General features: G+C 71.9%; 23 protein-coding genes. 15 read left to right on the forward strand and 8 right to left on the reverse strand.

The features are described 5' to 3' along the window. The first annotated feature begins 31 nt into the window (after positions 1-31). From CWOE_RS05635 to CWOE_RS05665, 7 genes are all read left to right on the forward strand, one after another. Positions 32-238 (forward strand): hypothetical protein, encoded by a 207-nt coding sequence (locus CWOE_RS05635; RefSeq protein WP_012932610.1) that lies wholly within the window; start codon positions 32-34, stop codon positions 236-238. Continuing rightward, on the forward strand, positions 235-795 hold the full coding sequence (locus CWOE_RS05640; protein WP_012932611.1) for an anthrone oxygenase family protein: 561 nt from the start codon (positions 235-237) through the stop codon (positions 793-795). Before CWOE_RS05635 ends, CWOE_RS05640 begins: the two co-directional genes overlap by 4 nt. A gap of 91 nt (positions 796-886) precedes the next feature. Next, positions 887-2,776: an alkyl/aryl-sulfatase gene (locus tag CWOE_RS05645; protein WP_012932612.1), complete on the forward strand. Its 1,890-nt coding sequence runs from the start codon at positions 887-889 to the stop codon at positions 2,774-2,776. 184 nt (positions 2,777-2,960) lie between these two features. Continuing rightward, positions 2,961-3,374 (forward strand): hypothetical protein, encoded by a 414-nt coding sequence (locus tag CWOE_RS05650; protein ID WP_041730150.1) that lies wholly within the window; start codon positions 2,961-2,963, stop codon positions 3,372-3,374. After that, positions 3,332-4,219 (forward strand): hypothetical protein, encoded by an 888-nt coding sequence (locus CWOE_RS05655; protein WP_041730152.1) that lies wholly within the window; start codon positions 3,332-3,334, stop codon positions 4,217-4,219. Before CWOE_RS05650 ends, CWOE_RS05655 begins: the two co-directional genes overlap by 43 nt. Next, complete coding sequence (locus CWOE_RS05660; RefSeq protein ID WP_012932615.1) at positions 4,212-4,715, forward strand: GNAT family N-acetyltransferase; 504 nt, start codon at positions 4,212-4,214, stop codon at positions 4,713-4,715. Before CWOE_RS05655 ends, CWOE_RS05660 begins: the two co-directional genes overlap by 8 nt. 134 nt (positions 4,716-4,849) lie before the next feature. Further along, the gene (locus CWOE_RS05665) at positions 4,850-5,806 is read left to right on the forward strand and encodes an IS481 family transposase (protein WP_012931776.1); all 957 of its coding nucleotides are present in this window, start codon (positions 4,850-4,852) and stop codon (positions 5,804-5,806) included. On the opposite strand, the gene CWOE_RS05670 is transcribed toward CWOE_RS05665, so the two are convergent. Beyond that, entirely contained in the window at positions 5,803-6,690 is an 888-nt protein-coding gene (locus CWOE_RS05670) for a hypothetical protein (RefSeq protein ID WP_012932616.1), read from the reverse strand. The genes CWOE_RS05665 and CWOE_RS05670 overlap by 4 nt on opposite strands. 71 nt (positions 6,691-6,761) lie before the next feature. Between CWOE_RS05670 and CWOE_RS05675 the strand changes: the two genes are divergently transcribed. Further along, a complete protein-coding gene (locus tag CWOE_RS05675) occupies positions 6,762-7,868 on the forward strand; it encodes a saccharopine dehydrogenase family protein (RefSeq protein ID WP_012932617.1) in 1,107 nt (368 codons plus the stop codon). A gap of 76 nt (positions 7,869-7,944) precedes the next feature. On the opposite strand, the gene CWOE_RS30270 is transcribed toward CWOE_RS05675, so the two are convergent. Then, a complete protein-coding gene (locus tag CWOE_RS30270) occupies positions 7,945-8,676 on the reverse strand; it encodes an alpha/beta fold hydrolase (protein ID WP_012932618.1) in 732 nt (243 codons plus the stop codon). A 95-nt stretch (positions 8,677-8,771) separates the two neighbouring features. Here CWOE_RS30270 and CWOE_RS05685 point away from each other — a divergent pair, with 95 nt between their 5' ends. Together CWOE_RS05685 and CWOE_RS05690 are read left to right on the forward strand one after the other, a co-directional pair. After that, complete coding sequence (locus CWOE_RS05685; protein WP_236262246.1) at positions 8,772-8,987, forward strand: hypothetical protein; 216 nt, start codon at positions 8,772-8,774, stop codon at positions 8,985-8,987. A gap of 108 nt (positions 8,988-9,095) precedes the next feature. After that, positions 9,096-9,455: a TFIIB-type zinc ribbon-containing protein gene (locus CWOE_RS05690; RefSeq protein ID WP_012932620.1), complete on the forward strand. Its 360-nt coding sequence runs from the start codon at positions 9,096-9,098 to the stop codon at positions 9,453-9,455. 13 nt (positions 9,456-9,468) lie between these two features. On the opposite strand, the gene CWOE_RS05695 is transcribed toward CWOE_RS05690, so the two are convergent. After that, positions 9,469-10,833, reverse strand: a complete 1,365-nt coding sequence (locus CWOE_RS05695; protein WP_012932621.1) for a TrpB-like pyridoxal phosphate-dependent enzyme — start codon at positions 10,831-10,833, stop codon at positions 9,469-9,471. Between the two features lie 151 nt (positions 10,834-10,984). Here CWOE_RS05695 and acs point away from each other — a divergent pair, with 151 nt between their 5' ends. From acs to CWOE_RS05710, 3 genes are all read left to right on the forward strand, one after another. Continuing rightward, the gene (acs, locus tag CWOE_RS05700) at positions 10,985-12,982 is read left to right on the forward strand and encodes an acetate--CoA ligase (protein ID WP_012932622.1); all 1,998 of its coding nucleotides are present in this window, start codon (positions 10,985-10,987) and stop codon (positions 12,980-12,982) included. Between the two features lie 82 nt (positions 12,983-13,064). Next, positions 13,065-14,633, forward strand: a complete 1,569-nt coding sequence (locus CWOE_RS05705; protein ID WP_012932623.1) for an acyl-CoA synthetase — start codon at positions 13,065-13,067, stop codon at positions 14,631-14,633. 81 nt (positions 14,634-14,714) lie between these two features. Then, on the forward strand, positions 14,715-15,788 hold the full coding sequence (locus CWOE_RS05710) for a hypothetical protein (RefSeq protein WP_012932624.1): 1,074 nt from the start codon (positions 14,715-14,717) through the stop codon (positions 15,786-15,788). Between the two features lie 8 nt (positions 15,789-15,796). Here the strand turns inward: CWOE_RS05710 and CWOE_RS05715 are convergent, their stop codons facing one another. From CWOE_RS05715 to CWOE_RS33300, 4 genes are read right to left on the reverse strand one after another with little or no spacing between them, the layout of a single operon-like run. Then, positions 15,797-16,855, reverse strand: a complete 1,059-nt coding sequence (locus tag CWOE_RS05715) for an FUSC family protein (protein ID WP_012932625.1) — start codon at positions 16,853-16,855, stop codon at positions 15,797-15,799. Positions 16,856-16,862: 7 nt separating this feature from the next. Continuing rightward, on the reverse strand, positions 16,863-18,455 hold the full coding sequence (locus tag CWOE_RS05720; RefSeq protein ID WP_012932626.1) for an FAD-dependent thymidylate synthase: 1,593 nt from the start codon (positions 18,453-18,455) through the stop codon (positions 16,863-16,865). A gap of 51 nt (positions 18,456-18,506) precedes the next feature. After that, positions 18,507-19,742 carry a serine--tRNA ligase gene (gene serS / locus CWOE_RS05725; protein WP_012932627.1) on the reverse strand — a complete coding sequence of 412 codons (1,236 nt, stop codon included), beginning with the start codon at positions 19,740-19,742 and terminating at the stop codon, positions 18,507-18,509. 16 nt (positions 19,743-19,758) lie between these two features. Beyond that, positions 19,759-20,250, reverse strand: coding sequence for a c-type cytochrome (locus CWOE_RS33300; protein WP_012932628.1), 492 nt, complete (start codon positions 20,248-20,250; stop codon positions 19,759-19,761). A 34-nt stretch (positions 20,251-20,284) separates the two neighbouring features. On the opposite strand from CWOE_RS33300, the gene CWOE_RS33305 reads away from it, so the two are divergent. Next, positions 20,285-20,671, forward strand: a complete 387-nt coding sequence (locus CWOE_RS33305; RefSeq protein WP_012932629.1) for a cupredoxin domain-containing protein — start codon at positions 20,285-20,287, stop codon at positions 20,669-20,671. A gap of 213 nt (positions 20,672-20,884) precedes the next feature. Here the strand turns inward: CWOE_RS33305 and CWOE_RS05740 are convergent, their stop codons facing one another. Then, positions 20,885-21,337 (reverse strand): hypothetical protein, encoded by a 453-nt coding sequence (locus CWOE_RS05740; RefSeq protein WP_012932630.1) that lies wholly within the window; start codon positions 21,335-21,337, stop codon positions 20,885-20,887. A 93-nt stretch (positions 21,338-21,430) separates the two neighbouring features. Here CWOE_RS05740 and CWOE_RS05745 point away from each other — a divergent pair, with 93 nt between their 5' ends. Next, positions 21,431-21,796: an NADH-quinone oxidoreductase subunit A gene (locus tag CWOE_RS05745; RefSeq protein ID WP_012932631.1), complete on the forward strand. Its 366-nt coding sequence runs from the start codon at positions 21,431-21,433 to the stop codon at positions 21,794-21,796. Positions 21,797-21,806 lie beyond the last annotated feature (10 nt).

The following is a 21,806-nucleotide window of genomic DNA, read 5'->3' on the forward strand; positions in this document are numbered from 1 at the left end:
CGCGGGGCGGGGCGGATCTAGCGTCCTGCACATGGACGAGGACACCGCCGCCACCGCCGACCGCGTGCTCGTCGTGCAGCTGGAGCTGCACCTCGACCGGCAGCCGTTGACCGGCCGTCTGCGCCGCGCGGGCGGCGCCGAGCACGCGTTCGTCGGCTGGCTGGGGTTCCTCGAGGCGCTGCGCCGCGTGGACGGCGCCGCCGACGCCGACGACCCGAACGACAGGAGGCAGCGATGAGCAGCCAGACGACGATCGACGCCCGCCCGGAAGCCGCGCCGGCGGTGGTCATGCACACGACGCGCGACGGCCTCGTGCTCGGCGGCGCGACCGTCGCGATGGGGCTGCTGGCCGGCCTCTTCTACAGCTACGCGGTCTCCGTGATGCCGGGCCTGCACGGCGCGGCCGACCTGACGGTCGTGGACGCGATGCAGAACGTCAACCGCGCGATCGAGAACCCGGTCTTCTTCGCGACCTTCCTCGGCGGCCCGGCGCTGGCGTTGTGGGCGCTGGTCGACGAGCGCCGCCGCGGCACGCGCGCCGGCACCCGCTGGGTCGCCGCCGGCGCCGGGCTCGCGGTCGCCACGCTCGCGATCACGTTCGCGTTCAACATCCCGCTCAACGACGCGCTCGACGCCGCCGGCGATCCGTCGAGAATCGCCGACGTGGCGAAGGTGCGCGACGACTTCGAGACGCCGTGGGTGATCTGGAACGTCGTCCGCACGGTCACGGTGGTCGCCTCGTTCGCCTGCCTCACGCGCGCGCTCTTCCTGCGCCCGCGCCGGCCCGCACGGTAGGACCGGCGTGGCGGCGGTCCGGCGAGGCTAGGTTTGCGGGCGCAGCCGCGGCGCGCAGGCACGCGGGAGACCCCGGGCGACGGAGGAATCGATGGCTGACGGAATCGGCGCAGCGTCCTCGCAGGTGGCGGCGGCGAACGACGCGCTGCGGCGCGAGCTGCCGTTCGGGGACCGCGAGGACTTCGAGGACGCGCGGCGCGGCTTCGTCGCGACGAGCGATCCGCTGCGGATCGAGGCGGCCGACGGCCGCACGATCTGGGACATGGAGCGGTACGCCTTCACGCACGGCGACGCGCCGCCGACGGCGAACCCGAGCCTCTGGCGTCAGGCGCAGCTGCTGAGCATCCATGGCCTGTTCGAGGTCGCGCCCGGCTTCTACCAGGTACGCGGCTTCGATCTCTCCAACATGCACCTGATAGAGGGCGAGACGGGCGTGATCGTCTCCGACCCGCTGATCTCGACCGAGGCGGCGGCCGCCGCGCTCGCGCTCTACCGAGCGCATCGCGGCGACCGTCCGGTCACCGGCCTGATCTACAGCCACAGCCACATCGACCACTTCGGCGGCTCGCGCGGCATCCTCTCCGACGAGCAGGTCGCCGCCGGACGCGTGCCGGTGATCGCGCCGTCGGGCTTCCTCGAGCACGCCGTCAGCGAGAACGTCTACGCCGGCACCGCGATGGGCCGCCGCGCCGGATACATGTTCGGCGCGCTGCTCGAACCGGGCCCCGCCGGCCAGCTGACCGCCGGGCTCGGCCCGACCACCTCGACCGGCACCGTGACGCTGATCCCGCCGACGCAGCACGTCGTCGAGACCGGGCAGGAGGAGGTCGTCGACGGCGTCCGCTTCGTCTTCCAGCTCACGCCCGGCACCGAAGCCCCGTCGGAGATGAACTTCTACTTCCCCGACCACAAGGTCCTGTTCGTCGCGGAGAACGCGAGCCACACGCTCCACAACACCCTCACGCTGCGCGGCGCGCTGGTGCGCGACCCGCGCATCTGGGCGCACTACCTGAACGAGACGATCGAGCGGTTCGGGCGCGACGCGGACGTGCTGTTCGCCTGCCACCACTGGCCGCGCTGGGGGACCGAGCGGATCGTCGACTACCTCTCCAAGCAACGCGACCTGTACGGCTACCTGCACGACCAGACGCTGCGCCTGCTCAACCAGGGCTGGACGGGGATCGAGATCGCCGAGCGGTTCGAGCTGCCGCCGAGCCTCGACCAGGCGTGGCACTGTCGCGGCTACTACGGGTCCGTCAGTCATAACGTCAAGGCGGTCTACCAGCGCTACATGGGCTGGTTCGACGGCAACCCTGCGCACCTGTGGGAGCACACGACGACGGAGGCGTCCACGCGCTACGTCGACTTCATGGGCGGCGCCGAGGCGGTGCTCGCGAAGGCGCGCGAGTCGTTCGACGCCGGCGACTTCCGCTGGGTCGCCCAGGTCGTCAACCACGTCGTCTTCGCCGAGCCGGACAACCGCGCGGCGAAGGAGCTGCAGGCCGCGGCGCTGGAGCAGCTCGGCTACGGCGCCGAGAACGGCACCTGGCGCAACTTCTTCCTGACCGGCGCCAAGGAGCTGCGCGAGGGGACGCTCGGCACGCCGACGACGACCGTCGCCGCCGACATCATCGTCCACCTCTCGCTCGATCAGCTGCTCGACTCGCTCGCGATCCGCCTCGACGGGCCGCGGGCGTGGAACGAACGGATCGTGATCAACTGGACGGTCGGCGAGCAGACGTGCGTGACGCGGCTGGAGAACGGCGTCCTGAGCCATCTGCTCGACCGGCACGCCGACGCGCCCGACGCGACGATCGAGATCCCGCGCGCGGGGCTGGACAAGATCCTGCTCGGCGTCGCGAGCCCGGCGGACCTCGTCGCCGCCGGCGAGCTGCGAATCGGCGGAGATGCGTCGGCGCTCGTGACGCTGCTCGGTCTCTTCGACGCGCCCGACCCGGACTTCGCGATCGTCACGCCCTGACCGGCCGCGTTTGCAAACGCCGCCGTGTACCGAGTCGTCGCGCGGTACGCTATGCCTGATCGCGGCGGCGCGACGCGGCGACTACCGTACGGGGAGGACCACGGCTATGACGGGGCGAGGCACAAGTGGATGGCGACGGGCCGCGTGCGCTGCGAGCGTTGCTGCCGCGGCGCTCGCGACGACAGTGGGACCCGGCGCAGGCGGCGCGACGGCGCAGCCGACCGCGAACGCGGCACGGACGCTCAACATCACCGAGGCGGTGAACCTGCGGCTGGTCAGAAAATCGGGCTCGACGCTGTACCAGCGCGGCACGGCGACGGGGACCCTGCCGGGCACCGTCACCGCCCGCTTCGAGGTCAGCGTGACACGGGTGACGGGCTCGGTGACGTTCTATCCGAGCAGCGGCGGCTCGCTGACGGTCAACGTCTCCGGGCGCCCGACCTCCGCCGGCACAGTCGCCGAGTTCTCCGGCACGATGGCGGTTCGCAGCGGCACCGGGCGCTACGCCCGCGCGGTCGGGAGCGGCACCTTCACCGGCAGCGTCAACCGCCGCTCGTGGGCGACGACCGTCAACGCGCGTGCGCGTCTGACCTACTGAGGCGGCCTCCCATCGGATCCTTCCAGCGCGCGCGTCGCGCCACGACTGCGCTGATCGCGACGCTCGTCGTCGTCAGCGCGGCACAGGCGGACGCCCGCGGCGCGCAGCCGCTGCGGCTGACTGCCGCGTTCGACCGCGACGCCGTGCTCGGCAGCACCACCCCGCTGCACCTCGGCCTGCGCGTCGACCTGAGATCGCGGCCGTCGCCGGTCGCCCGGATCGCGATGCGCTATCCGCGGAGCCTCGGCGTGACGACGAGCGGCCTCGGGCTCGCGGCGTGCCACCGCACGCTGGCCGAGTTCACCGAGGTCGTGATCGACGGCCTCGGTCTCGCCGGCTGCCCGCGCAACTCGGTGATGGCGCGCGGCCGGGCGCTCGGCGAGGTCCGTCTGGGCGGGGAGCCCGTCTTCCGCGAGGAGGGAACCGTCACCGTGCTGGCGGGCCCGATTCACGAGGGACGTATGGGGCTCGTAGGGATGGTCGACGGTCTGCACCCGGTCGGTGCGAAGCTCGTCTACGAGGGCCAGGTGCTTCCGGCCGCGTGGCCGTACGGCGGGGCGCTCACGATCGGCGTGCGCCAGCTGCCTGCTCGCTACGAGGCCGAGATCGCGCTCGACGCGATCACGTTCTCCGTCGGCTCGGACGACATCCTCTACCACGAGCGCGTCGGCGGCCGTACCGTCGCCTACCGCCCCGGCGGGCTGCTGCTGCCGGACCGCTGCCCGCGCGGCGGGTTCCCGTTCGACGCCGCCGTCACGTTTCTCGACGGCGGGCATGAGCGGGCGGCGGTGCGGGTGCCGTGCCCGCGCAGACGAGGTCGGTCTCCCGCCGCTGCCGATGGCTGATCCGCTGCGCGGAGAGCTCGTGACGTTGCGCGTCGCCGGCGAGCGGGACGTCGCCGCGCTGTTGGCGATCGTCAGCGAGCCGGTCGTCGCGCAGCGTTGGGGCGAGCACGACGAGGAGCGTGTGCGAGAGGACCTGATCGGCGACGACGCCTGCTTCGCGATCGTCGCCGACGGCGAGGTCGTGGGCTGGATCGGCGCCGACGAGGAGGACGACCCCGACTACAGACACGTCGGCATCGACCTGTTCCTGACGGCGCGCCTGCACTCGCGCGGCCTCGGCCGCGACGCGATCCGGGCGCTCGTTCGCCACTACGCCGATCGCGGCCACCACCGCTTCACGATCGACCCGGCCGCCGACAACGAGCCGGCGATCCGCGCCTACACGGCGGTCGGCTTCAAGCCGGTCGGGCGGATGCGCGCCTACGAGCGCGCTCCCGACGGCAGCTGGCACGACGGCCTGCTGATGGACCTGCTGATCGACGAGCTGGTCGAGTAGGCCGGCGTCGGCGCGGGCTCGCCCGCGGCCCGGAGGTGCCGCGCGCTAGCTGTAGTTCCTGAGGAGGTTGTTCATCCGGGCCTCCTTGGAGGCTGACAGGTGCTCAAGCCAGTCAGTCCCAAGGAGGACACCGGATGAAGTTGCACGCTAACGCGCCTCTCGGCCCGAAGGGCCGTGAGCGGATGGTGCTTCGGGTGGTCGAGCAGGGGTGGTCGATCGCGGAGGCCGCGCAAGCGGCCGGAGTGAGCGACCGCACCTGCTCGAAGTGGATCGGCCGCTACCGGGCCGAGGGCTCGATGGGGTTGGTCGACCGGGCCTCGACCCCGAAGCGCAGCCCGACGCGCACGCCCGAGGACCGGGTCCAGTTGATCGCTGCGTTGCGCCGGTTGCGGATGACCGCTGCCGAGATCGCCCTCTGCCTGGGAATGGCGCTTTCGACCGTCTCAGCGGTCCTGCGGCGGATCAATCTCGGCAAGCGCTCTCGGCTGGACCCGCCCGAGCCACCCAACCGCTACGAGCGAGCCCGACCGGGCGAGCTGTTGCACATCGACGTCAAGAAGCTCGGCCGCATCCATGGCGGCGCCGGGCACCGCGTCACCGGCCGCAAGAGCGGGATGCATCGCGCGCGAGGGGCGGGCTGGGACTACGTTCACGTCTGCGTCGACGACGCGACTCGCCTGGCCTACGTCGAGGTCTTGCCCGACGAAAGAGGAACGACGGTCGCTGGGTTCTTGCGCCGCGCGATCCGCCACTATCGCCGCCACGGAATCACCGTCGAGCGCGTGATGACCGACAACGGCTCGGGCTACCGATCAACGCTGCACGCGATCGCTTGCCGTCTTCAAGGCGTCCGACACCTCCGCACCCGGCCCTACCGGCCCCGCACCAACGGAAAAGCTGAGCGGTTCATCCGCACGATGATCGAGGGCTGGGCCTACGGCGCGATCTACGCCTCAAGCGCAGAACGCACCGCAGCCCTTGACGGCTGGCTCTTCACCTACAACCATCGCCGCCCACACGGCTCCCTCAGCCACAAGCCCCCGGCAGCCCGCCTCCGCGAGCTGAACAACCTCCCTAGCTCTTACAGCTAGCGGCGCTTCTTGCGCTTGCGTCGCGACGTCGCGGAGCTGGGCCCGTCGGAGTCCGGCTCGTCGCCGTCCTCGTCGTCGGAGACCGCGTCGATCGTCGCCGGCTCCTGCTCGGACGACGGCGTGCCACCGCGGCGTGCCTCGGCGGCACGCACGCGCTGCTCGCGCACCTCCGCGGCGCTCGGCCACGGGACTGCCTCGCCGAGTCTCCAGGCCGGCGGCTCTCTCGCCTTGTTGAAGCCCCAGATGAGCGCGGCGAGCGCGCCGAGCCAGAAGATCTGGACGATCGGCAGCGGCACGAGCGGCAGCACGAAGAGCGCGGCGGCGATCACGCCGAGGTAGCCCATGAAGCGCGTCAGCAGGCCGACGCGCATCGCGCCGAGCGAGATCATGATGAGGCCGAACGCGAGCGCCAGCTGCGGGATGATCCCGAGGTAGCGCGGGATGCTGTAGTCCGAGGACGTCAGCAGCTTGCGCGCCTCCTCGTACGTCTGCGTGCTGTCGTTCGCGAAGTGCGACAGCTTCGTCGCGAGCACGACCTGGATCACGATCCCGACGACCGCGAGGCCGATGCCGCCGATCCACGGCAGCGGGCGGACCCACGACTGGATCGCGCCCTCGCTGCGGTTGCGCGAGGCGCGGAACATGAAGTCGAGCACGTACGCGATGCCGATCGAGCCGAGCAGCGAGCAGACCGCGCTGATCGCCAGCCCCGCCTGGTTGCTGTTGCGGTAGAGCAGCGAGGCGGGCAGGTTGTCGGGCTCGTCCTGCAGCACGAGCACGCCGACTATCGCGGCGGCGAGGGTCAGGAGCGCAGCGAGAGCGGCAACGATGGCCACGCGCGGGCGCTCTCGCGTCTCCGCTTCGAGGAAGTCGTTCGTGGCCATGTGCCGCACATGCTAACCGTGCGGTTGCTCCGGCGGCTCCCGGTGCCGCGCCGAGCCCATACACTCACCCGATGGGCAACGGCGCGATCGCCGTCTATGGCGCGACGGGCTACACGGGAACGCTCGTCGCACACGAGCTGCGCCGCCGCGGACTCGACGCGATCCTGGCCGGCCGCGACGCCGGCAAGCTGGCGCGGCTCTCCGATCGGCTCGGCGGCGCGCTGCCGACGCGCGCGGTCGAGCTGGACGACCGCGACGGGCTGCGCCACCTGTTCGGCGACTGCTCGGTCGTGATCGACTGCGCCGGCCCGTTCGTCCGCTACGGCGAGCCGATCGTGCGCGCCGCGGTGGAGACCGGGACGCACTACGTCGACACGACCGGCGAGCAGCCGTACATCCAGTTCCTGCACGAGCGCTTCGAGGACGCCGCGCGCGCGGCGGAGGTCGCGGTCGTGCCGGCGATGGGCTTCGACTACGTCCCCGGCGACCTGATCGCCCACCTCGCCGCGCAGGGCGTCGAGCCGCTCGGCGACCTCGTGATCGCGTACGCGACGCAGGGCGTGCAGCCGACCCGCGGCACGACGCGCACCGCGATCGGCCAGGCGCGCGACGGCGGGGAGGTCTACGAGGACGGCGCCTGGCGGCGCGCGCCGCTGCGCACGCCGCGCGCCCGCTTCCCGTTCCCGCCGCCGGTCGGCCCGCAGCCGGTCATGCGCTATCCCTCCGGCGAGGTCGCGATGGTCCCGCGCCACGTCCGCACCCGCAGGCTGACGACGCTGATGACGGTCGAGACGTTCGTCGGCAGCGCCGCCGCCGCGCCGCTCGTCCCGCTGCTCGTGCCGGCCTTCACGCTCGCGCTGCGCACGCCGCTGCACGGGCTGGTCCAGGCGGCTGTCGACCGCATGCCCGAGGGGCCGCCGGAGCAGCAGCGCCGCGCCGCGCGCTTCACGATCGTCGCGGTGGCGCACGGCGAGGACGGGCGCGTGCGCCGCGGCGTCGTGCGCGGCGAGGACGTCTATGGGCTGACGGCGGTGACGGCGGTCGAGGGCGCCGCGCGGATGCAGGCCGGCGGCTACGACCGCGCCGGTGTGCTCAGCGCCGCGAGCGCCTACGACCCCGTCAGCTTCCTCGACGCGCTCGCGCCCGCCGGCGTGACGTACGCCGTCGACCCGCTCTAGTGCCGTGTCCGGTGACGTTTGCCTTGGGCTGGCGACGAGGACAAGCCAGACCTGGCAAACGTTGCCTGACACGGCACTAGCTCGCGCCGAGCAGATCGCGCAGGGCACCGAGCGGGCTCTCGGCCTCGATCCGGCGCCCGGCGGGCAGCAGCTCGGCGAGCACGTCGGCGCTCTCGACCAGATGCGGCGCGGTCGCGGTCGCGGTGACGACCGCGACCGGCACCGTGACTGCGCGCAGCTCGCGGCGCGTGACCGGCCAGCTCGCGAGCCCGCCGAAGTCGGCGAAGAAGGCGCGGTGGGCCGCTCTCACGCGCTCGTCGGCGCCGGGCCGCCACGCCGCGACCGCGGCCGCCGGGCCGCCGTCGCGCAACGCGGCCTCCAGCAGGCCGCGCTGGTCGGACAGGACCGCGGCGGCCGTCGGGGAGAACTGGTTCAACGGCGGTGCGACCAGGACGGCGCCGTGCAGCAGCGCGGGCAGCCGCACGAGCAGGTCGAGCACGACGAGCGCGCCGAAGCCCTCGCCGACCGCGACGGCGTCGCCGCGCGCCGCGCCGAGCGCGCTCAGCAGCGCGCGGGCGTCCTCGGACTGCTCCTGGACCGTCGTCCGCTCGTACGGCTCGGGCGCGCCGCTGTCGCCGTAGCCGCGGCGGTCGTAGGCGATCGTCCGCACGCCCTCGCCGAGCGCGTCCGTCAGGCCCGTCCACGCGCGCGCGTCGGCGGCGAGGTCGTGCACGAGCAGCAGGGGCGCGCCGGTCCCACGCGCGGTCGCCGACAGCTCGACACCGGCCCCTTCGACACGTTCGGTCATGCCGCGCAGCGTAGTGCCACCGAGCGGGGAGTAGCATCAGGGGCATGGAAGGATTCGGAGGACTTTTCGGCGATCCGGACGAGCTGCAGCGAAAGATGGCTGAGTTCGCGGACCAGATGCAGGGTGCCCAGAGACTCGCGTGGGCCGACAACGCGATCAAGCTGGCGGTCGACCTGACGATGGCGGCGATCAACCGCGTCAACATCCAGGGCTCGACCGAGGAGCAGGCGCAGCAGATTCGCAGCGTGATGGCGGTCGTCTTCCCAGAGGCCGTCACGCTCGTGCGCGAGGCGCGCGAGGGGCTGCAGTAGCGACGTCCGCAGTGCGCGCCGTGCGGGAGCGTTTCCCGCGCGGCGCCGTGCGCGGCGGTCCGGCCGGTCGGAGCTGGCGCGCGAAAGCGGCTCGGTAGGCTCCAGGCCATGAGCATTCCCGGCATCCCTGCACAGCGCAACGGCGAGCCGCTGCGCTGCCCGACGTGCGGCACGCGGCTGATCGAGGTCGAGCGGGCCGACGTCCTGATCGACGCCTGCCCCGACTGTCGCGGCGTGTGGCTCGACCGCGGCGAGCTGGACAAGATCCTCGTCTACGAGCGCCGCGCCGCGTCCGGCGATCCCGACGACGACTTCCTGCGCGAGGTCGAGGGCCGTCGCGAGCAGCCGCGCGACCGTCCCCGCGAGGAGCCGCGCCACGACCAGCGCGACCACCGCGGCTCCTACGACAAGGACTACAAGAAGCGCAAGAAGCGCAAGAGCATCCTCGAAGAGCTGCTCGACTTCTAGTCGCGAGCCGCCCTCAGCCGATCGCGGGCGCCTGCGGGAGCCGGGCGAGGGCGGCGTCCATGTCAGCCTCCGAGAACTCCGGGTCCTCCAGCTCGCCCGCGAGGTACGCGTCGTAGGCGGACAGGTCGAAGTGGCCGTGTCCCGAGAGCCCGAGCAGGATCACGCGCGGCTCGCCGGCCTCGCGCGCGGCGAGCGCCTCCTCGACGGTCGCGCGGATCGCGTGCGCCGGCTCGGGACCGGGGACGATCCCCTCGGTGCGCGCGAACTGGAGCGCGGCGGCGAAGGCGTCGTTCTGTCTGAACGCGCGCGCCTCGACGATCCCGGCCCGCACGAGCGCGCTGACGAGCGGCGAGTCGCCGTGGTAGCGCAGGCCGCCCGAGTGCACCGGCGGCGGTACGAAGTCGTGCCCGAGCGTGTACATCGGCATCAGCGGCGTCAGCCCGACCGTGTCGCCGAAGTCGTAGCGGTAGGCGCCGCGCGTGAGCGTCGGACAGGCGGCCGGCTCGGCCGCGAGGAAGCGGGTGCGCGCGCCGTCGCGCAGCACGCGCCGGATGAACGGGAACGCGAGGCCCGCGAAGTTCGAGCCGCCGCCGACGCAGCCGACGACGACGTCCGGCGCCTCGCCGGCCAGCTCCAGTTGCGCGATCGCCTCCTGGCCGATCACCGTCTGGTGGAGGCAGACGTGATTCAGCACCGAGCCGAGCGAGTAGTTCGCCGCGGGGTCTCTCGCCGCCACCTCCACCGCCTCGGAGATCGCGATCCCGAGCGAGCCGCTCGCGTGCGCGGCCTGCGCGCGGCCGGCGTCGGTCAGCTGCGACGGCGAGCGGTGGACCGACGCGCCCCACGTCTGCATCATCGAGCGGCGGTACGGCTTCTGGTCATACGAGGAGCCGACCATCCAGACCTCGCACTCGAGGCCGAACAGCGAGCACGCGAACGCCAGCGAGCTGCCCCACTGGCCGGCGCCGGTCTCGGTCGTCAGCTTGCGCACCCCGGCCTGCGCGTTCTCGTACGCCTGCGCGACCGCGCTGTTGGGCTTGTGCGAGCCGGCCGGCGAGACGCCCTCGTACTTGACGTAGATGTGCGCCGGCGTGTCGAGCGCGCGCTCCAGCCGCCGCGCGCGGAACAGCGGCGTCGGCCGCCACAGCTTGTACGCCTCGCGCACCTGCTCGGGGAGCTCGACGTCGGGCTCGCCGGAGACCTCCTGGGCGATGATCGCCGGCGGGAAGATCGCGGCGAGGTCGTCGGGTCCGGCAGGCTCGAGCGTGCCGGGGTGCAGGGGCGGCAGCGGCGGCTCGGGCAGGTCCGGCACCAGGTTCACCCAGTGCGTCGGAATGTCCCGCTCCTGAAGCGGGAACGTCGTCGAAGCCGCGCTCATACTGCCTCCGATCCCGGTGCGTGCAGAGGGCCGATCCTAGTGCGCCCGCGCACGCGAGCGTGACGTTTCGCCAGGCGGAAATGCGTACCCGGCCGAGGCCGGGTACAAGTTACGCGGGGCACGCCCGCACGAGGCACTAGAGAGGATGGAGATGGCAGACACCGCAGCAGGAGATTCCGGCACGTCGCTCGAGCAGCGGCTCGACGCGATGCTCGAGATCGAGCGCTTCGACCCGTCGCAGCAGTTCCGCGAGCAGGCGCTGCTGAGCGATCCGGCGGTCTACGAGCGGGCCGCGCGCGACCCGCAGGGGTGGTGGGCCGAGCAGGCCGAGGCGCTCGACTGGTTCGAGCGCTGGGACACGGTCCTCGACGACTCCGAGCCGCCGTTCTACAAGTGGTTCACCGGCGGCAAGCTGAACGTCTCGTACAACTGCCTCGACCGCCACGTCGACGCCGGCCGCGGCGATCGCGTCGCCTACCACTGGCGCGGCGAGGAAGGCGAGCGGCGCGACGTCACGTACGCCGAGCTGCACCGCGACGTGCAGCGCTTCGCCAACGCGCTGAAGGACCTCGGCGTGCAGCAGGGCGACGTCGTCGGGATCTACCTGCCGATGATCCCCGAGGTCGTCGTCGCGATGCTCGCCTGCGCCCGCATCGGCGCGCCGCACAACGTCGTCTTCGGCGGCTTCAGCGCCGAGTCGGTCAAGGAGCGGATGGAGTTCTCCGAGGCGAAGGTGCTGGTGACCGTCGACGGCGCCCGCCGCAAGGGCAAGACGGCGCCGATCAAGGCGACGGTCGACGAGCATATGGGTGATCTCGCGTCGCTGAAGACGGTCGTGGTCGTCAGACACGCCCGGCTCGACGGCGTGCCGATGACGGCCGGCAGAGACGTCTGGTTCGACGAGGTCTGCGCGGCCGCTGCGGCCGACTGCCCGGCCGAGCCGCTCGACGCCGAGCACCCGCTGTTCATCCTCTACACGTCCGGCTCGACCGCCTCGCCGAAGGGGATCCTGCACACGACCGGCGGCTACCTGACCGGCGTCGCGGCGACGCACAGATACGTCTTCGACCTCAAGCCCGACGAGGACGTCTGGTGGTGCGCGGCCGACGTCGGCTGGATCACCGGCCACTCCTACATCGTCTACGGCCCGCTCGCCAACGGCGCCACGTCGGTGATGTGGGAGGGCGCGCCCGACTATCCCCACAAGGGGATCTGGTGGGAGGTCGCCGAGGAGACCAGAGCGACGCTGCTGTACGCCGCGCCGACGGCGATCCGCACGTTCATGAAGTGGGGTCACGAGATCCCGGAGAGATACGACCTCTCCGCGCTGCGGCTGCTCGGCTCCGTTGGCGAGCCGATCAACCCGAAGGCGTGGCTCTGGTACCACCAGGTGATCGGCGGCGGCCGCTGCCCGATCGTCGACACGTGGTGGCAGACGGAGACCGGCGCGATCATGATCACGCCGCTGCCGGGGATCACCTCGACCAAGCCCGGCTCCGCGACGACGCCGTTCCCGGGCGTCGCCGCCGAGGTCGTCGGCGAGGGCGACGGCGAGCCGATCGACAGCGGCCAGGGCCTGCTGGTGCTGACGCAGCCGTGGCCGTCGATGCTGCGCACGCTCTACAAGGAGGATGAGCGCTTCGTCGAGACGTACTTCGCGCGCTTCGGCAAGGAGCGCTACCTCGTCGGCGACGCCGCGCGCAGGGACAGAGACGGCTACCTCTGGATCATCGGGCGGATCGACGACGTCGTGAACGTCTCCGGCCACCGCCTCTCCACGGCCGAGGTCGAGTCGGCGATCGTCGCCCACGAGAAGGTCGCCGAGGCGGCCGTGATCGGTCAGTCCGACGAGGACACCGGCCAGGCGATCTGCGCGTTCGTGACGCTCAACGGCGAGATCGAGGGGACCGACGAGCTGATCGCCGAGATCGGCGCCGTCGTCGCCGAGCGGATCGGCAAGTTCGCGCGCCCGAAGCGGATCATCTGGGCCGACGACCTGCCGAAGACGCGCTCGGGCAAGATCATGCGCCGCCTTCTGCGCGACATCGCCGAGGGCCGCGCCCTGGGCGACGTCACGACGCTGCGCGACCCGAGCGTGATGGCGTCGCTGGAGAGCCAGATCAAGGACGCCCAGTCGAGCGAGCAGTGACGCAGTAGGCTCGCTCGTGCGTGGGGGTGGGCGGCCGCGACGCGGCCGCCCGCTCCTGGTCCGAGACGAGAGGGAGAGGCCGATGGCGTCGTCGTACGAGCAGGCATGCGCCGAGCACCGCTGGCAGGTGCCCGAGCGCTACAACATCGCGTACGACGTCTGCGACAAGCACCCGCCCGGCAAGCTCGCGATGATCCACGAGGACTTCCGCGGGACCGTCCGCGAGGTGTTGTGGGGGGAGCTGCAGGAGCTGTCCAACCGCTTCGCGAGCGTGCTGCGGACGGCGGGCGTCGAGCGCGGCGATCGCGTCTCGATGCTGCTGCCGGCGACGCCCGAGACCGCCGCCGCCTTCCTCGGCACGTGGAAGTGCGGCGCGATCCTGCTGTCGATGTCGGTCCTCTACGGCGACGAGGGGATCCGCCACCGGCTGACCGACTCGCGCGCCCGCGTGCTCGTGACGAACGCGGAGAACGCCGGCCGGATAGACCGCTCGCTCGTCGAGCAGGTGCTCGTCCTCGACGCGGACCTGCTGGCGACCGGCGCGCAGCAGTTCGAGGCGGTCGACACCGCCGCCGACGATCCGGCCCAGCTCTACTACACCTCCGGCACGACCGGGCTGGCGAAGGGGATCGTCCACGCGCACCGCTACCTGCTCGCGCACGAGGAGTTCGTCTACTGCCACGAGGTGCAGGAGGGCGAGCGCTTCCACGGGATGGGCGAGTGGGCGTGGGCGGCCGGGATCGCGCCGCTGCTCGGCCCGTGGCGCTACGGCGCGGTCCAGCTCGTCTACCAGCGCGAGGGCGGCTTCGACCCGCACAAGCAGCTCGACTTCCTCTCCCGCCATGAGGTCACGAACGTCTTCACGACGCCGACGGCGATGCGCTCGATGATGGCGATCGGGGACGCGGGAACGCGCTATCCGCAGCGCTTCCGTCGCGTCTGCAGCGCCGGCGAGCCGCTCAACCCGGAGGCGATCCGCTGGTTCCGCGAGCAGTACGGCGTCACCGTGCTCGACTACTACGGCCTCTCGGAGTCGTACCCGCTCGTCGCCAACTACCCGTTCATGGAGGTCCGCGAAGGCTCGATGGGCCGGCCGATGCCCGGCTGGGAGGTGGCGATCCTCGACGAGGACGAGCGGCCGGTGGCACGCGGCGAGCGCGGCGAGATCTGCCTGCGCGCGCGGACGAACCCGCACTACCCGCTCGGCTACTGGGAGAAGCCCGAGGCGAGCGCGGAGACGTTCGGCGGCGAGTGGTTCCACACCAAGGACGCCGCCTCCGAGGACCCCGACGGCTACTACTGGTACGAGGGCCGCGCCGACGACGTGATCATCGCCGCCGGCTACCGGATCGGCCCGTTCGAGGTCGAGTCGGTCTGCCTCGAGCACCCGGCCGTCGCCGAGGCCGCCGTCGTCGCCTCGCCCGACGAGCGCCGCGGCAACGTCGTGAAGGCGTTCGTCGTGCTGGCCGAAGGGCACGCGCCGGCGGACGCGCTCGCGGACGAGATCAAGGCGTTCGTGCGCGACCGCCTCTCCGCGTACGCGTACCCGCGCCGGATCGAGTTCGTCGACGGACTGCCGAAGACGCTGACGGGGAAGATCCGCCGCATCGAGCTGCGCCAGCTCGAGCTCGAACGCGCGAGAGCGGAGTAGCACGAGGGAGGCTCCCGATTCGCTTGGCTGCGCGATGCGGCAGCGTCGCGCAGCCACGTCCACCCAGCATCAGGAGCCCCCATGGCACCACGCGCCCGTGCGCTCGCCGCCGCAGCGCTCGCAGCCGCCCTCGCCGCCCCGCCCGCGGCAGCGCAGGCGCAGACCAGACATCGCTACGACGCTCGCTTCGACGTCAAGGTCTACCTGCGCACCTCGGAGGCGACCGAGGTCGGCAAGGTCACGCGCGAGCAGACGACCAGCTTCAGGGTCAGCGGCACCGTCAAGGGGATGGAGTTCGTCGACGGGAAGCTGGTGACGTCGAGAACCGCCAACGGCGTGGTCACCGGCGAGGTGAGCGCGACCGAGCGCCACGTGAACAACTGGGAGAACCCGCCGCTCGTCCGCACGTGCGGCAACGGCGACTTCACGACGACCGGCATCTCGATGATGTACCCGCTCGCCGTGTTCGACCCGCAGGCAGGGCCGCTGACGGTCGTGCTGATCCCGTTCACGTCGGTCGAGCACAGACTCGTCTGCAACATCGAGACCCCGCAGCTGATCGGCTTCGGCGCGAGAATGCACGGGCCGAGGACGAGAACACGGGCCGATGACCACTTCCGCGTCACGTTCACGATCCCGAGAGACGACTTTGGCGACCACACGCTGGATTTGAAGGTCGCGCATCACAGCGAGTCGATCGAGACCTGCCCGGGTCGCAGTGACAAGCCGGACCTGAGAGCGTGCGTCAGCGACGTGCGCGGCACGGTCAGACTGACGCGCACGTTCATGACGAGACTGGAGCCGGACGACGACCTGCTCGCGCCGTTGACGCCGGTGAAGGCGAGCGTCGACAGAAGAGCGAGAAGAGCGGAGGTCAAGGTCAGGTGCCCGAACGGCTGCGGGGTGCGGATCCGCATCTTCCTGCCGCCCAGAAGAGGCAGAGGCAGACTCGGGCGGGCGGCGGCCGCCGACACGCTCGCCACGCGCTCGGTGAGACTCGGCCCTGACAGAGCGGCGCGGACGGTCGAGGTGGCGATCCCGCCCGCCGCCCGCCCGCGGATCCTGGCGGCTGGGATGGTGCTGTTCGACGTCTCGCTCGACCCGCCGAGCGGCAGAACCGTCCGCCGCACGCTGCCCGCGATCCCCGGGCGCTAGATGGTTGGCTAGGAGCCGGCGGCCTGGCGGCGCACCGACGGCAGGTGCGGCGCCAGGCGCCACGCCAGCTCGCCGATCGCGAGGCCGGCGACGATCCCGAGTGCGCTCCAGCCGGCGCGCTCGAGCGCGATCCCGGCGCCCTGGTAGTCGACCGCGCTGACCGTCAGCAGCGCGGTCGGCGTCAGCATGACGACGAGCCAGAAGTAGCCGCGCGAGAAGAGCGCGAAGAGACCGAAGGCGGCGAGCCCCTGCGCGGCGACCATCAGCCATTCCTGGCCGGTGAGGACGGTCAGCAGCGCGATCGCGATCGTCCCGAGGAGCGTGCCGGCGGCGCGTTGCACCGCCCGCACGCTGCTGGCGTGCTCGTCGGGCTGCAGCACCGCCAGCACGGTCAGCGGGACCCAGTAGCCGTGCTCCAGGTCGAGCACGCGGTAGAGCAGCGTCGTGGCGGCGACGACGCTCGCGAGCCGCAGCGCGTGGGCGCGCAGCAGCCGGTCGTGCGCGAACGTGTCGCGCAGCTGCTCCAAGCGGCTGGGGCCGGTGCTGGGCGGGGCGGGTGGCGACGCGTTGCGCGCGTAGGCGAGCACCATCAGCACGACGCCGACGGCCGACCCGGCGAGGAACCACAGCGTCCGCTCGCCGGCGTCGAGCGAGCCGGCCGGGATCCCGTTCGTGATCGTGAAGATCGCGCAGACGACGAAGCCGGTCAGGCCGCCGTCGGGGCCGAACGTGCGCAGCGACGTCGCCACCGCCACGACGACGAACGCGGCGACCACGGAGGCCGCGACGCTCGGCTGCACGAGCGTCGCGAGCGCGACCGAGACGCAGCACAGCAGCGCGGCGGCGACGCCCCACCCGAGCCGCTCGCGCAACGGCCCGCGCGGGACCGCGAGGGCGGCGTTGAGCCCGCCGAAGCAGGCGGTCACGCCGATCGCGGGCTCGCCGAGGGCGATGCCGAGCGCGAGCGGCCCGCACGCGGCGAGCGCGCCGGCGAGGCCGGCGATCGCGTCGACGCCGGCGCGCTCGACTCCGAACGCCTCGCTCCAGAGCGAGCCGGCGCCCGCCACGTGCCTCCTACTCCGCGTTCGCCGCGGCGCGTTTCGCCTCGGTGCGCATCTCGGAGAGGATGCGCTCCAGGCGCGGCTCGGCGGTGCGGTCGACGTGCGTCATCGCGGCGCCGACGGCGGGGTGGACGGCGGCGATCTGCGCGTGCAGCTCGTGCGCGACGGCGCGGTAGCTGGGGTGGCCCTCGCGGCCGGAGCGCAGCTCGATCAGCTGCATGGCCGCGCGCGCGTTCATGTCGAGCACGTAGCGGATGCGGTAGCCGAGGCAGACGGCGTACGGCGCGGCGTCGTGGAGGCCGCGCGCCGCGAGCCGCTCGTACTCCGCGCGCGAGATCTCCAGCGCGCGGCGATAGGCGTCGCCTGCGCCCGCCAGCTCGACCTCGTCGGGCACCTCGGCGCCGAGCGCCGGCGTGAGCCCCTGCCACTGGACGGTCAGCAGGCGGTGGCGCTGGAGGTCGCGGAAGGCGCCGTAGTCGGAGACGATCTCGAAGCGGTAGCGCAGCGCCTCGAAGCCGCGCCCCGGGCGGTGGCGGCGGTTCTCGCGCGCGCCGACGAGGTCGCGCAGCAGCGCGGCGCGCTGCTCGTCGTCGAGACCCGCGACAGTCGCGCGAGTGCGCTCCTCCGGCGCCCCTGCGGCCTCGAACAGCAGCGCGGCGAGCAGGTCGTCCTCGTCGCCGTCGATCCGCAGCAGCCTGACGGAGGCGCCGTGCGCGCCCTCGTGCTCGTCGAGCCCGAGCCGCCGCGCCCAGCTGCGGCCGGCGTCGGCGCGCGTGCGCAGGTGCTCGACCCAGGCGCCGCCGCGATCGGGCCGCTCGACGCGCGCGACGAAGCTGGGGATCGTCGACTGGACCGCCTCCAGCAGCATCCGCCCGTAGCGCTGCGCCTCCGGCAGCGGGTGCGCGAGCAGGTGGAGGATCAGCTGCTCGTACGTCTGGCCGGTCGCGAAGACGCCCATGTGCGACAGCGAGGCGGCCGGCAGCAGCCCGCGCAGCAGGTCGAGCGCCTTCGCCTTGATCGCGCGGGCGTGCGCGGCCTCCGACTCGCCCTCGCCGCGCGGGAAGCGCTCCGCAACCGAGGCGGTCACGACCGGGATCGCGGCCGAGTAGATCGCGAACAGCTCGTCCATCGCCGCGACGTACTCGGGGCCCAGCTCGGCGTCGCGGTAGTAGCGGAAGCCGCCGCCCGGCATCGGCGCGTCGTAGGCGATGTAGCGCGTCGACTGCTCCAGGTAGGCGCCGAGCCGCGGGCGCTGGAGCACCTTCGTGAGGACGTTGGAGACCCACTCGCAGGCGACGTGCGCGCCGCCGAGCTGCGCGACCGAGTCGTCGCCGAAGCCAAGGAAGATTCTCTCGTACAGCTGCGCGGCGCGGGCGCCCTCGCCCGGATCCTCCCAGCCCTCCGGGACCGGCGGGACGGAGTCGGCGAACTCGTCGAGGAACAGGCGGCGCAGCGTGCCCGGGTAGCGCGAGTAGCGCGCGAACAGCGCGCCCTTGACCGTCTCCGGCAGGTTGCGCAGCGCGAAGACGGGGCCGTCGAGGTCGCTGAAGTGGGGGGCCAGGCGCGCGCGCTCGGCGTCGGTGAAGCTCTCGTGCGGGTAGTCCATGGGGGCCGGCGATCCTAGCGCGGGGCCAGGACGCGCCATCGGGACGCGCCCCTAGGACGCGGCGGGGATGACCGCCGGCGCGCCGGCTTCGACGAGCACTCGCGGGAGGGCGATCGAGCCGTCGTCCTGCTGCCCGTTCTCCAGCAGCGCGATGATCGTGCGGCCGACGGCGACCGCGGTGCCGTTGAGCGTGTGCAGCGTGACCGGCTTCTTCGCGTCCGTGGGCCGGTAGCGGATGTCGAGCCGGCGGGCCTGGAAGTCGGTCGTGTTCGACGCTGACGTCAGCTCGCGGTATCTGCCCTGGCCTGGCAGCCACGCCTCGTTGTCGTACTTCTTCGCGGCCGAGGCGCCGAGGTCGTCGACGGCGATGTTGACGACGCGGTACGGGATCTCCAGCTCCTGCAGGATCGACTCCTCGATCCCGAGGATCCGCTCGTGCTCGGCCGCCGACTGCTCGGGCGTCACGAACGCGAACATCTCGACCTTGTCGAACTGGTGCACGCGGAAGATCCCGCGCGTGTCTCTGCCGGCCGCACCGGCCTCGCGGCGGAAGCAGGGGGAGAAGCCGGCGTAGCGGCGCGGCAGCTCCTCCTCGGCGAGGATCTCGCCCTGGTGCAGCGAGGCGAGCGCGACCTCGGAGGTGCCGGCGAGGTAGAGGTCGTCCTCGGGCAGGTGGTAGATCTGCTGCTCTGTGTCGGGCAGCATGCCGGTCCCGAACAGCGCCTGCTCGCGCACGAGCACCGGCGGGATGACGGGCTCGAAGCCCTCGCCGCGCAGCTTCTCCATCGCGTAGCGCACGAGCGCCAGCTCCAGCATCACGAGGTCGCCGCGCAGGTAGGCGAAGCGTGAGCCGGACAGGCGCGCGCCGCGCTCCATGTCGATCCGCTCGCCGGCCAGCTCGAGATGGTCCTTGCCGGTCTTCGTCGCGTCGCCGACGGTGCGCACAACCGTGTCCTGCGGGGCGGCGTCGTCGAGCGGGGTGTTCGGCAGCGTCGCGAGCAGCTCGTCGAGCTCGCGCTTGACCGCCGTCTGCGCGTCGGAGAGGGCGCGGCCGCGGGCGGCCAGCTCGCTCATCGCGGCGTGCTCCTCGGGCGTCGGCGCGCCGCGCCGGCCGCGGCTCAGCTGGTTCTGCTCGGCCTGGATCTCCTCCAGCTGCACGGTCTGCTCGCGCCAGCGCTCATCGAGCGCGAGCAGTCTGTCGATCGCGTCCGCGGCGACATCGCCGCGCCGTGCGAGCGCGGCGCGCACGGCGTCAGGCTCGCGGCGGATCAGTCTGAGGTCGAGCACGCCTCAGTCCGAGCGGTCAGTTGTCGCCGGCGTCGGTCTGTTCCGACTCTTCCGCGAGCGCCTCGGGCGATCTCTCGGAAGTGCACTGGTAGCCGTTGGCCTCGTCGCCCGTGCCCTCTGGTCGAGGGCCGGCGTCCACACCGGCGTACTTGGCGATGAACTCGGCCAGCTCTCTCGCACGCTCGCCGACGACGATGTTCGCCGGCATCACGGCACCGGAGAAGCCACCGTTCTGGATCGCGTAGAGCACGCGCTGGACGCATTCGTGACGGACGTCGAAGTTCGGTCCGTCGGTCCGCTCGCGCGTTCTGATGTTCGCGGCGGAGCCGCGCGTGCCGGCCTTGCCGAACGTGTGGCAGCCGGCGCAGCGCTCCTTGAAGACCTCGGCCGAGGCGAACTCGGGGCTCGACTTCGAGACTTCGATCTTCTGCTCGCCACAGGCGGCGAGAGTGAGCGAGACGGCCACTGCGGCGGCCAGAAGGGTGATCGACTTCGGAAGGCGCATCATGCGGTCGGGGACTATACGGAAGAATCCCGCCGCGATGCCCCCAGTCCCCCTCCGCCACCTCCTCGCCGCCGTCGCCGTCGCCGCCCTGCTCGCCGCGGGCGGCTGCGGATCGGGGCAGAAGACCACTGTCGACGACGACCGGCCGGTCGCGATCGCGATGTCCGAGTTCCGCCTCTCGCCGCAGGACCTGCGCCTGCCGGAGGGCAGACGGACGCTGGAGGTCCGCAACGAGGGGACGATGGTGCACCGCTTCGAGATCCGCAGCGCGGACGGGACCAGACGGTTCGTGCTCGGCGCGCCGCTGAAGCCGGGCGCCTCCGAGCGGCTGGCGGTCGACCTGCCGCGCGGCGACTACGTGATGCGCTGCGCGCAGGAGCGCCACAACACGCTCGGCGAGCACGGCACGCTGTCGGTCGACTGACACGAGCGCGCGCCGCCTCGCACGCGCGACAATGGGATCGTGAAGGAGTTCGCCGCACGGCGGCGAAAGCATGAGGCAGTCCCGGCGCCGGCCGAGACGATCTTCACGTTCGATCGTCCTCAACGGCGGCAACCACAGAGGGTCGGTGCCGGGACCCTCTGCTTCCTCACGACCCGCCGCGCTGCATCCCTCGGCAGCGCGGCCGGGTCATGCTCAGATCGCGCCGGCCTCGCTCGCCGCCCGCAGCGCCAGCAGCACGACGACGAAGCAGGAGATCGTCATCACGCCGATCTCGCGCCGGACGATCGACAGCACGACGACGCGCTGGTCCTCGGGCGGCAGCTCGCCGACCTCCTGCGAGGAGGAGAAGCCGCGCCCCGCGAGGATCGTGTCGGCCGAGCCGATCCGCAGCTGCTCGGCGATGAACGAGACGGCAAGCGGCAACACGCCATAGATGATGTGAAGGTCACCGTCAGCGGAGTGACCGAGCACCAGCAGCAGCGCACCGAGCAGCACCTGCACGACGATCGCCACCTGCCCGGCACGCAGCAGCCGCCAGAACAGCAGGCTGGGTTCGACGCGCACCCAATACCAGGCGCCGACGACGCCGGCGGCGAGATTGAGCACGACCACGAGGACGCCGAGGATCAGGTGAAGGGTGGGCATCTTGCGCCTTTCAGCACGAGCAATTCGAGGCTTTAAGCACTAAGTAACACGTTGTTACAAGCTTCTACGGACTGGTGATATAACCACCACGCTGTGCTCACCACCTACGGTCCCGCCATCGTCTTCGTCGTGCTCGGTGCCCTCATCGGCACCGTGTTCGTGCTTGCCGGAAGCCTCCTCGGGCCCAAGCGCGCAGGAACCACCCGCGAAGCGCAAGTCACTCCTTACGAATGTGGTCTGCCCTCCGAGGTGAGAGGCAACTTCCGCTTCGGGATCAGCTTCTACCTGATCGCGATGCTGTTCATCCTCTTCGACATCGAGGTCATCTTCCTCTACCCGATCGCCGTGCAGCTGAAGGCGTTCGGGACCTTCGCGCTGGTGGAGACGATCGTCTTCATCACGCTGCTGATGGTGGCCTTCGTGTACGTCTGGCGCCGAGGTGCGCTCGAATGGAAATAACGCGAGCCAA

Origin of the sequence: Conexibacter woesei DSM 14684 (assembly GCF_000025265.1) — a bacterium.
Classification (GTDB): domain Bacteria; phylum Actinomycetota; class Thermoleophilia; order Solirubrobacterales; family Solirubrobacteraceae; genus Conexibacter; species Conexibacter woesei.

Bases quoted from the DNA above. Each gene is read 5' to 3' on its own strand.
- CWOE_RS05635 (WP_012932610.1), top strand. From the start codon at position 32: ATGGACGAGGACACCGCCGCCACCGCCGACCGCGTGCTCGTCGTGCAG.
- CWOE_RS05640 (WP_012932611.1), top strand. From the start codon at position 235: ATGAGCAGCCAGACGACGATCGACGCCCGCCCGGAAGCCGCGCCGGCG.
- CWOE_RS05645 (WP_012932612.1), top strand. From the start codon at position 887: ATGGCTGACGGAATCGGCGCAGCGTCCTCGCAGGTGGCGGCGGCGAAC.
- CWOE_RS05660 (WP_012932615.1), top strand. From the start codon at position 4,212: ATGGCTGATCCGCTGCGCGGAGAGCTCGTGACGTTGCGCGTCGCCGGC.
- CWOE_RS05665 (WP_012931776.1), top strand. From the start codon at position 4,850: ATGAAGTTGCACGCTAACGCGCCTCTCGGCCCGAAGGGCCGTGAGCGG.
- CWOE_RS05670 (WP_012932616.1), bottom strand. From the start codon at position 6,690: ATGGCCACGAACGACTTCCTCGAAGCGGAGACGCGAGAGCGCCCGCGC.
- CWOE_RS05675 (WP_012932617.1), top strand. From the start codon at position 6,762: ATGGGCAACGGCGCGATCGCCGTCTATGGCGCGACGGGCTACACGGGA.
- CWOE_RS30270 (WP_012932618.1), bottom strand. From the start codon at position 8,676: ATGACCGAACGTGTCGAAGGGGCCGGTGTCGAGCTGTCGGCGACCGCG.
- CWOE_RS05685 (WP_236262246.1), top strand. From the start codon at position 8,772: ATGGCTGAGTTCGCGGACCAGATGCAGGGTGCCCAGAGACTCGCGTGG.
- CWOE_RS05690 (WP_012932620.1), top strand. From the start codon at position 9,096: ATGAGCATTCCCGGCATCCCTGCACAGCGCAACGGCGAGCCGCTGCGC.
- CWOE_RS05695 (WP_012932621.1), bottom strand. From the start codon at position 10,833: ATGAGCGCGGCTTCGACGACGTTCCCGCTTCAGGAGCGGGACATTCCG.
- acs (WP_012932622.1), top strand. From the start codon at position 10,985: ATGGCAGACACCGCAGCAGGAGATTCCGGCACGTCGCTCGAGCAGCGG.
- CWOE_RS05705 (WP_012932623.1), top strand. From the start codon at position 13,065: ATGGCGTCGTCGTACGAGCAGGCATGCGCCGAGCACCGCTGGCAGGTG.
- CWOE_RS05710 (WP_012932624.1), top strand. From the start codon at position 14,715: ATGGCACCACGCGCCCGTGCGCTCGCCGCCGCAGCGCTCGCAGCCGCC.
- CWOE_RS05720 (WP_012932626.1), bottom strand. From the start codon at position 18,455: ATGGACTACCCGCACGAGAGCTTCACCGACGCCGAGCGCGCGCGCCTG.
- CWOE_RS33300 (WP_012932628.1), bottom strand. From the start codon at position 20,250: ATGATGCGCCTTCCGAAGTCGATCACCCTTCTGGCCGCCGCAGTGGCC.
- CWOE_RS33305 (WP_012932629.1), top strand. From the start codon at position 20,285: ATGCCCCCAGTCCCCCTCCGCCACCTCCTCGCCGCCGTCGCCGTCGCC.
- CWOE_RS05740 (WP_012932630.1), bottom strand. From the start codon at position 21,337: ATGCCCACCCTTCACCTGATCCTCGGCGTCCTCGTGGTCGTGCTCAAT.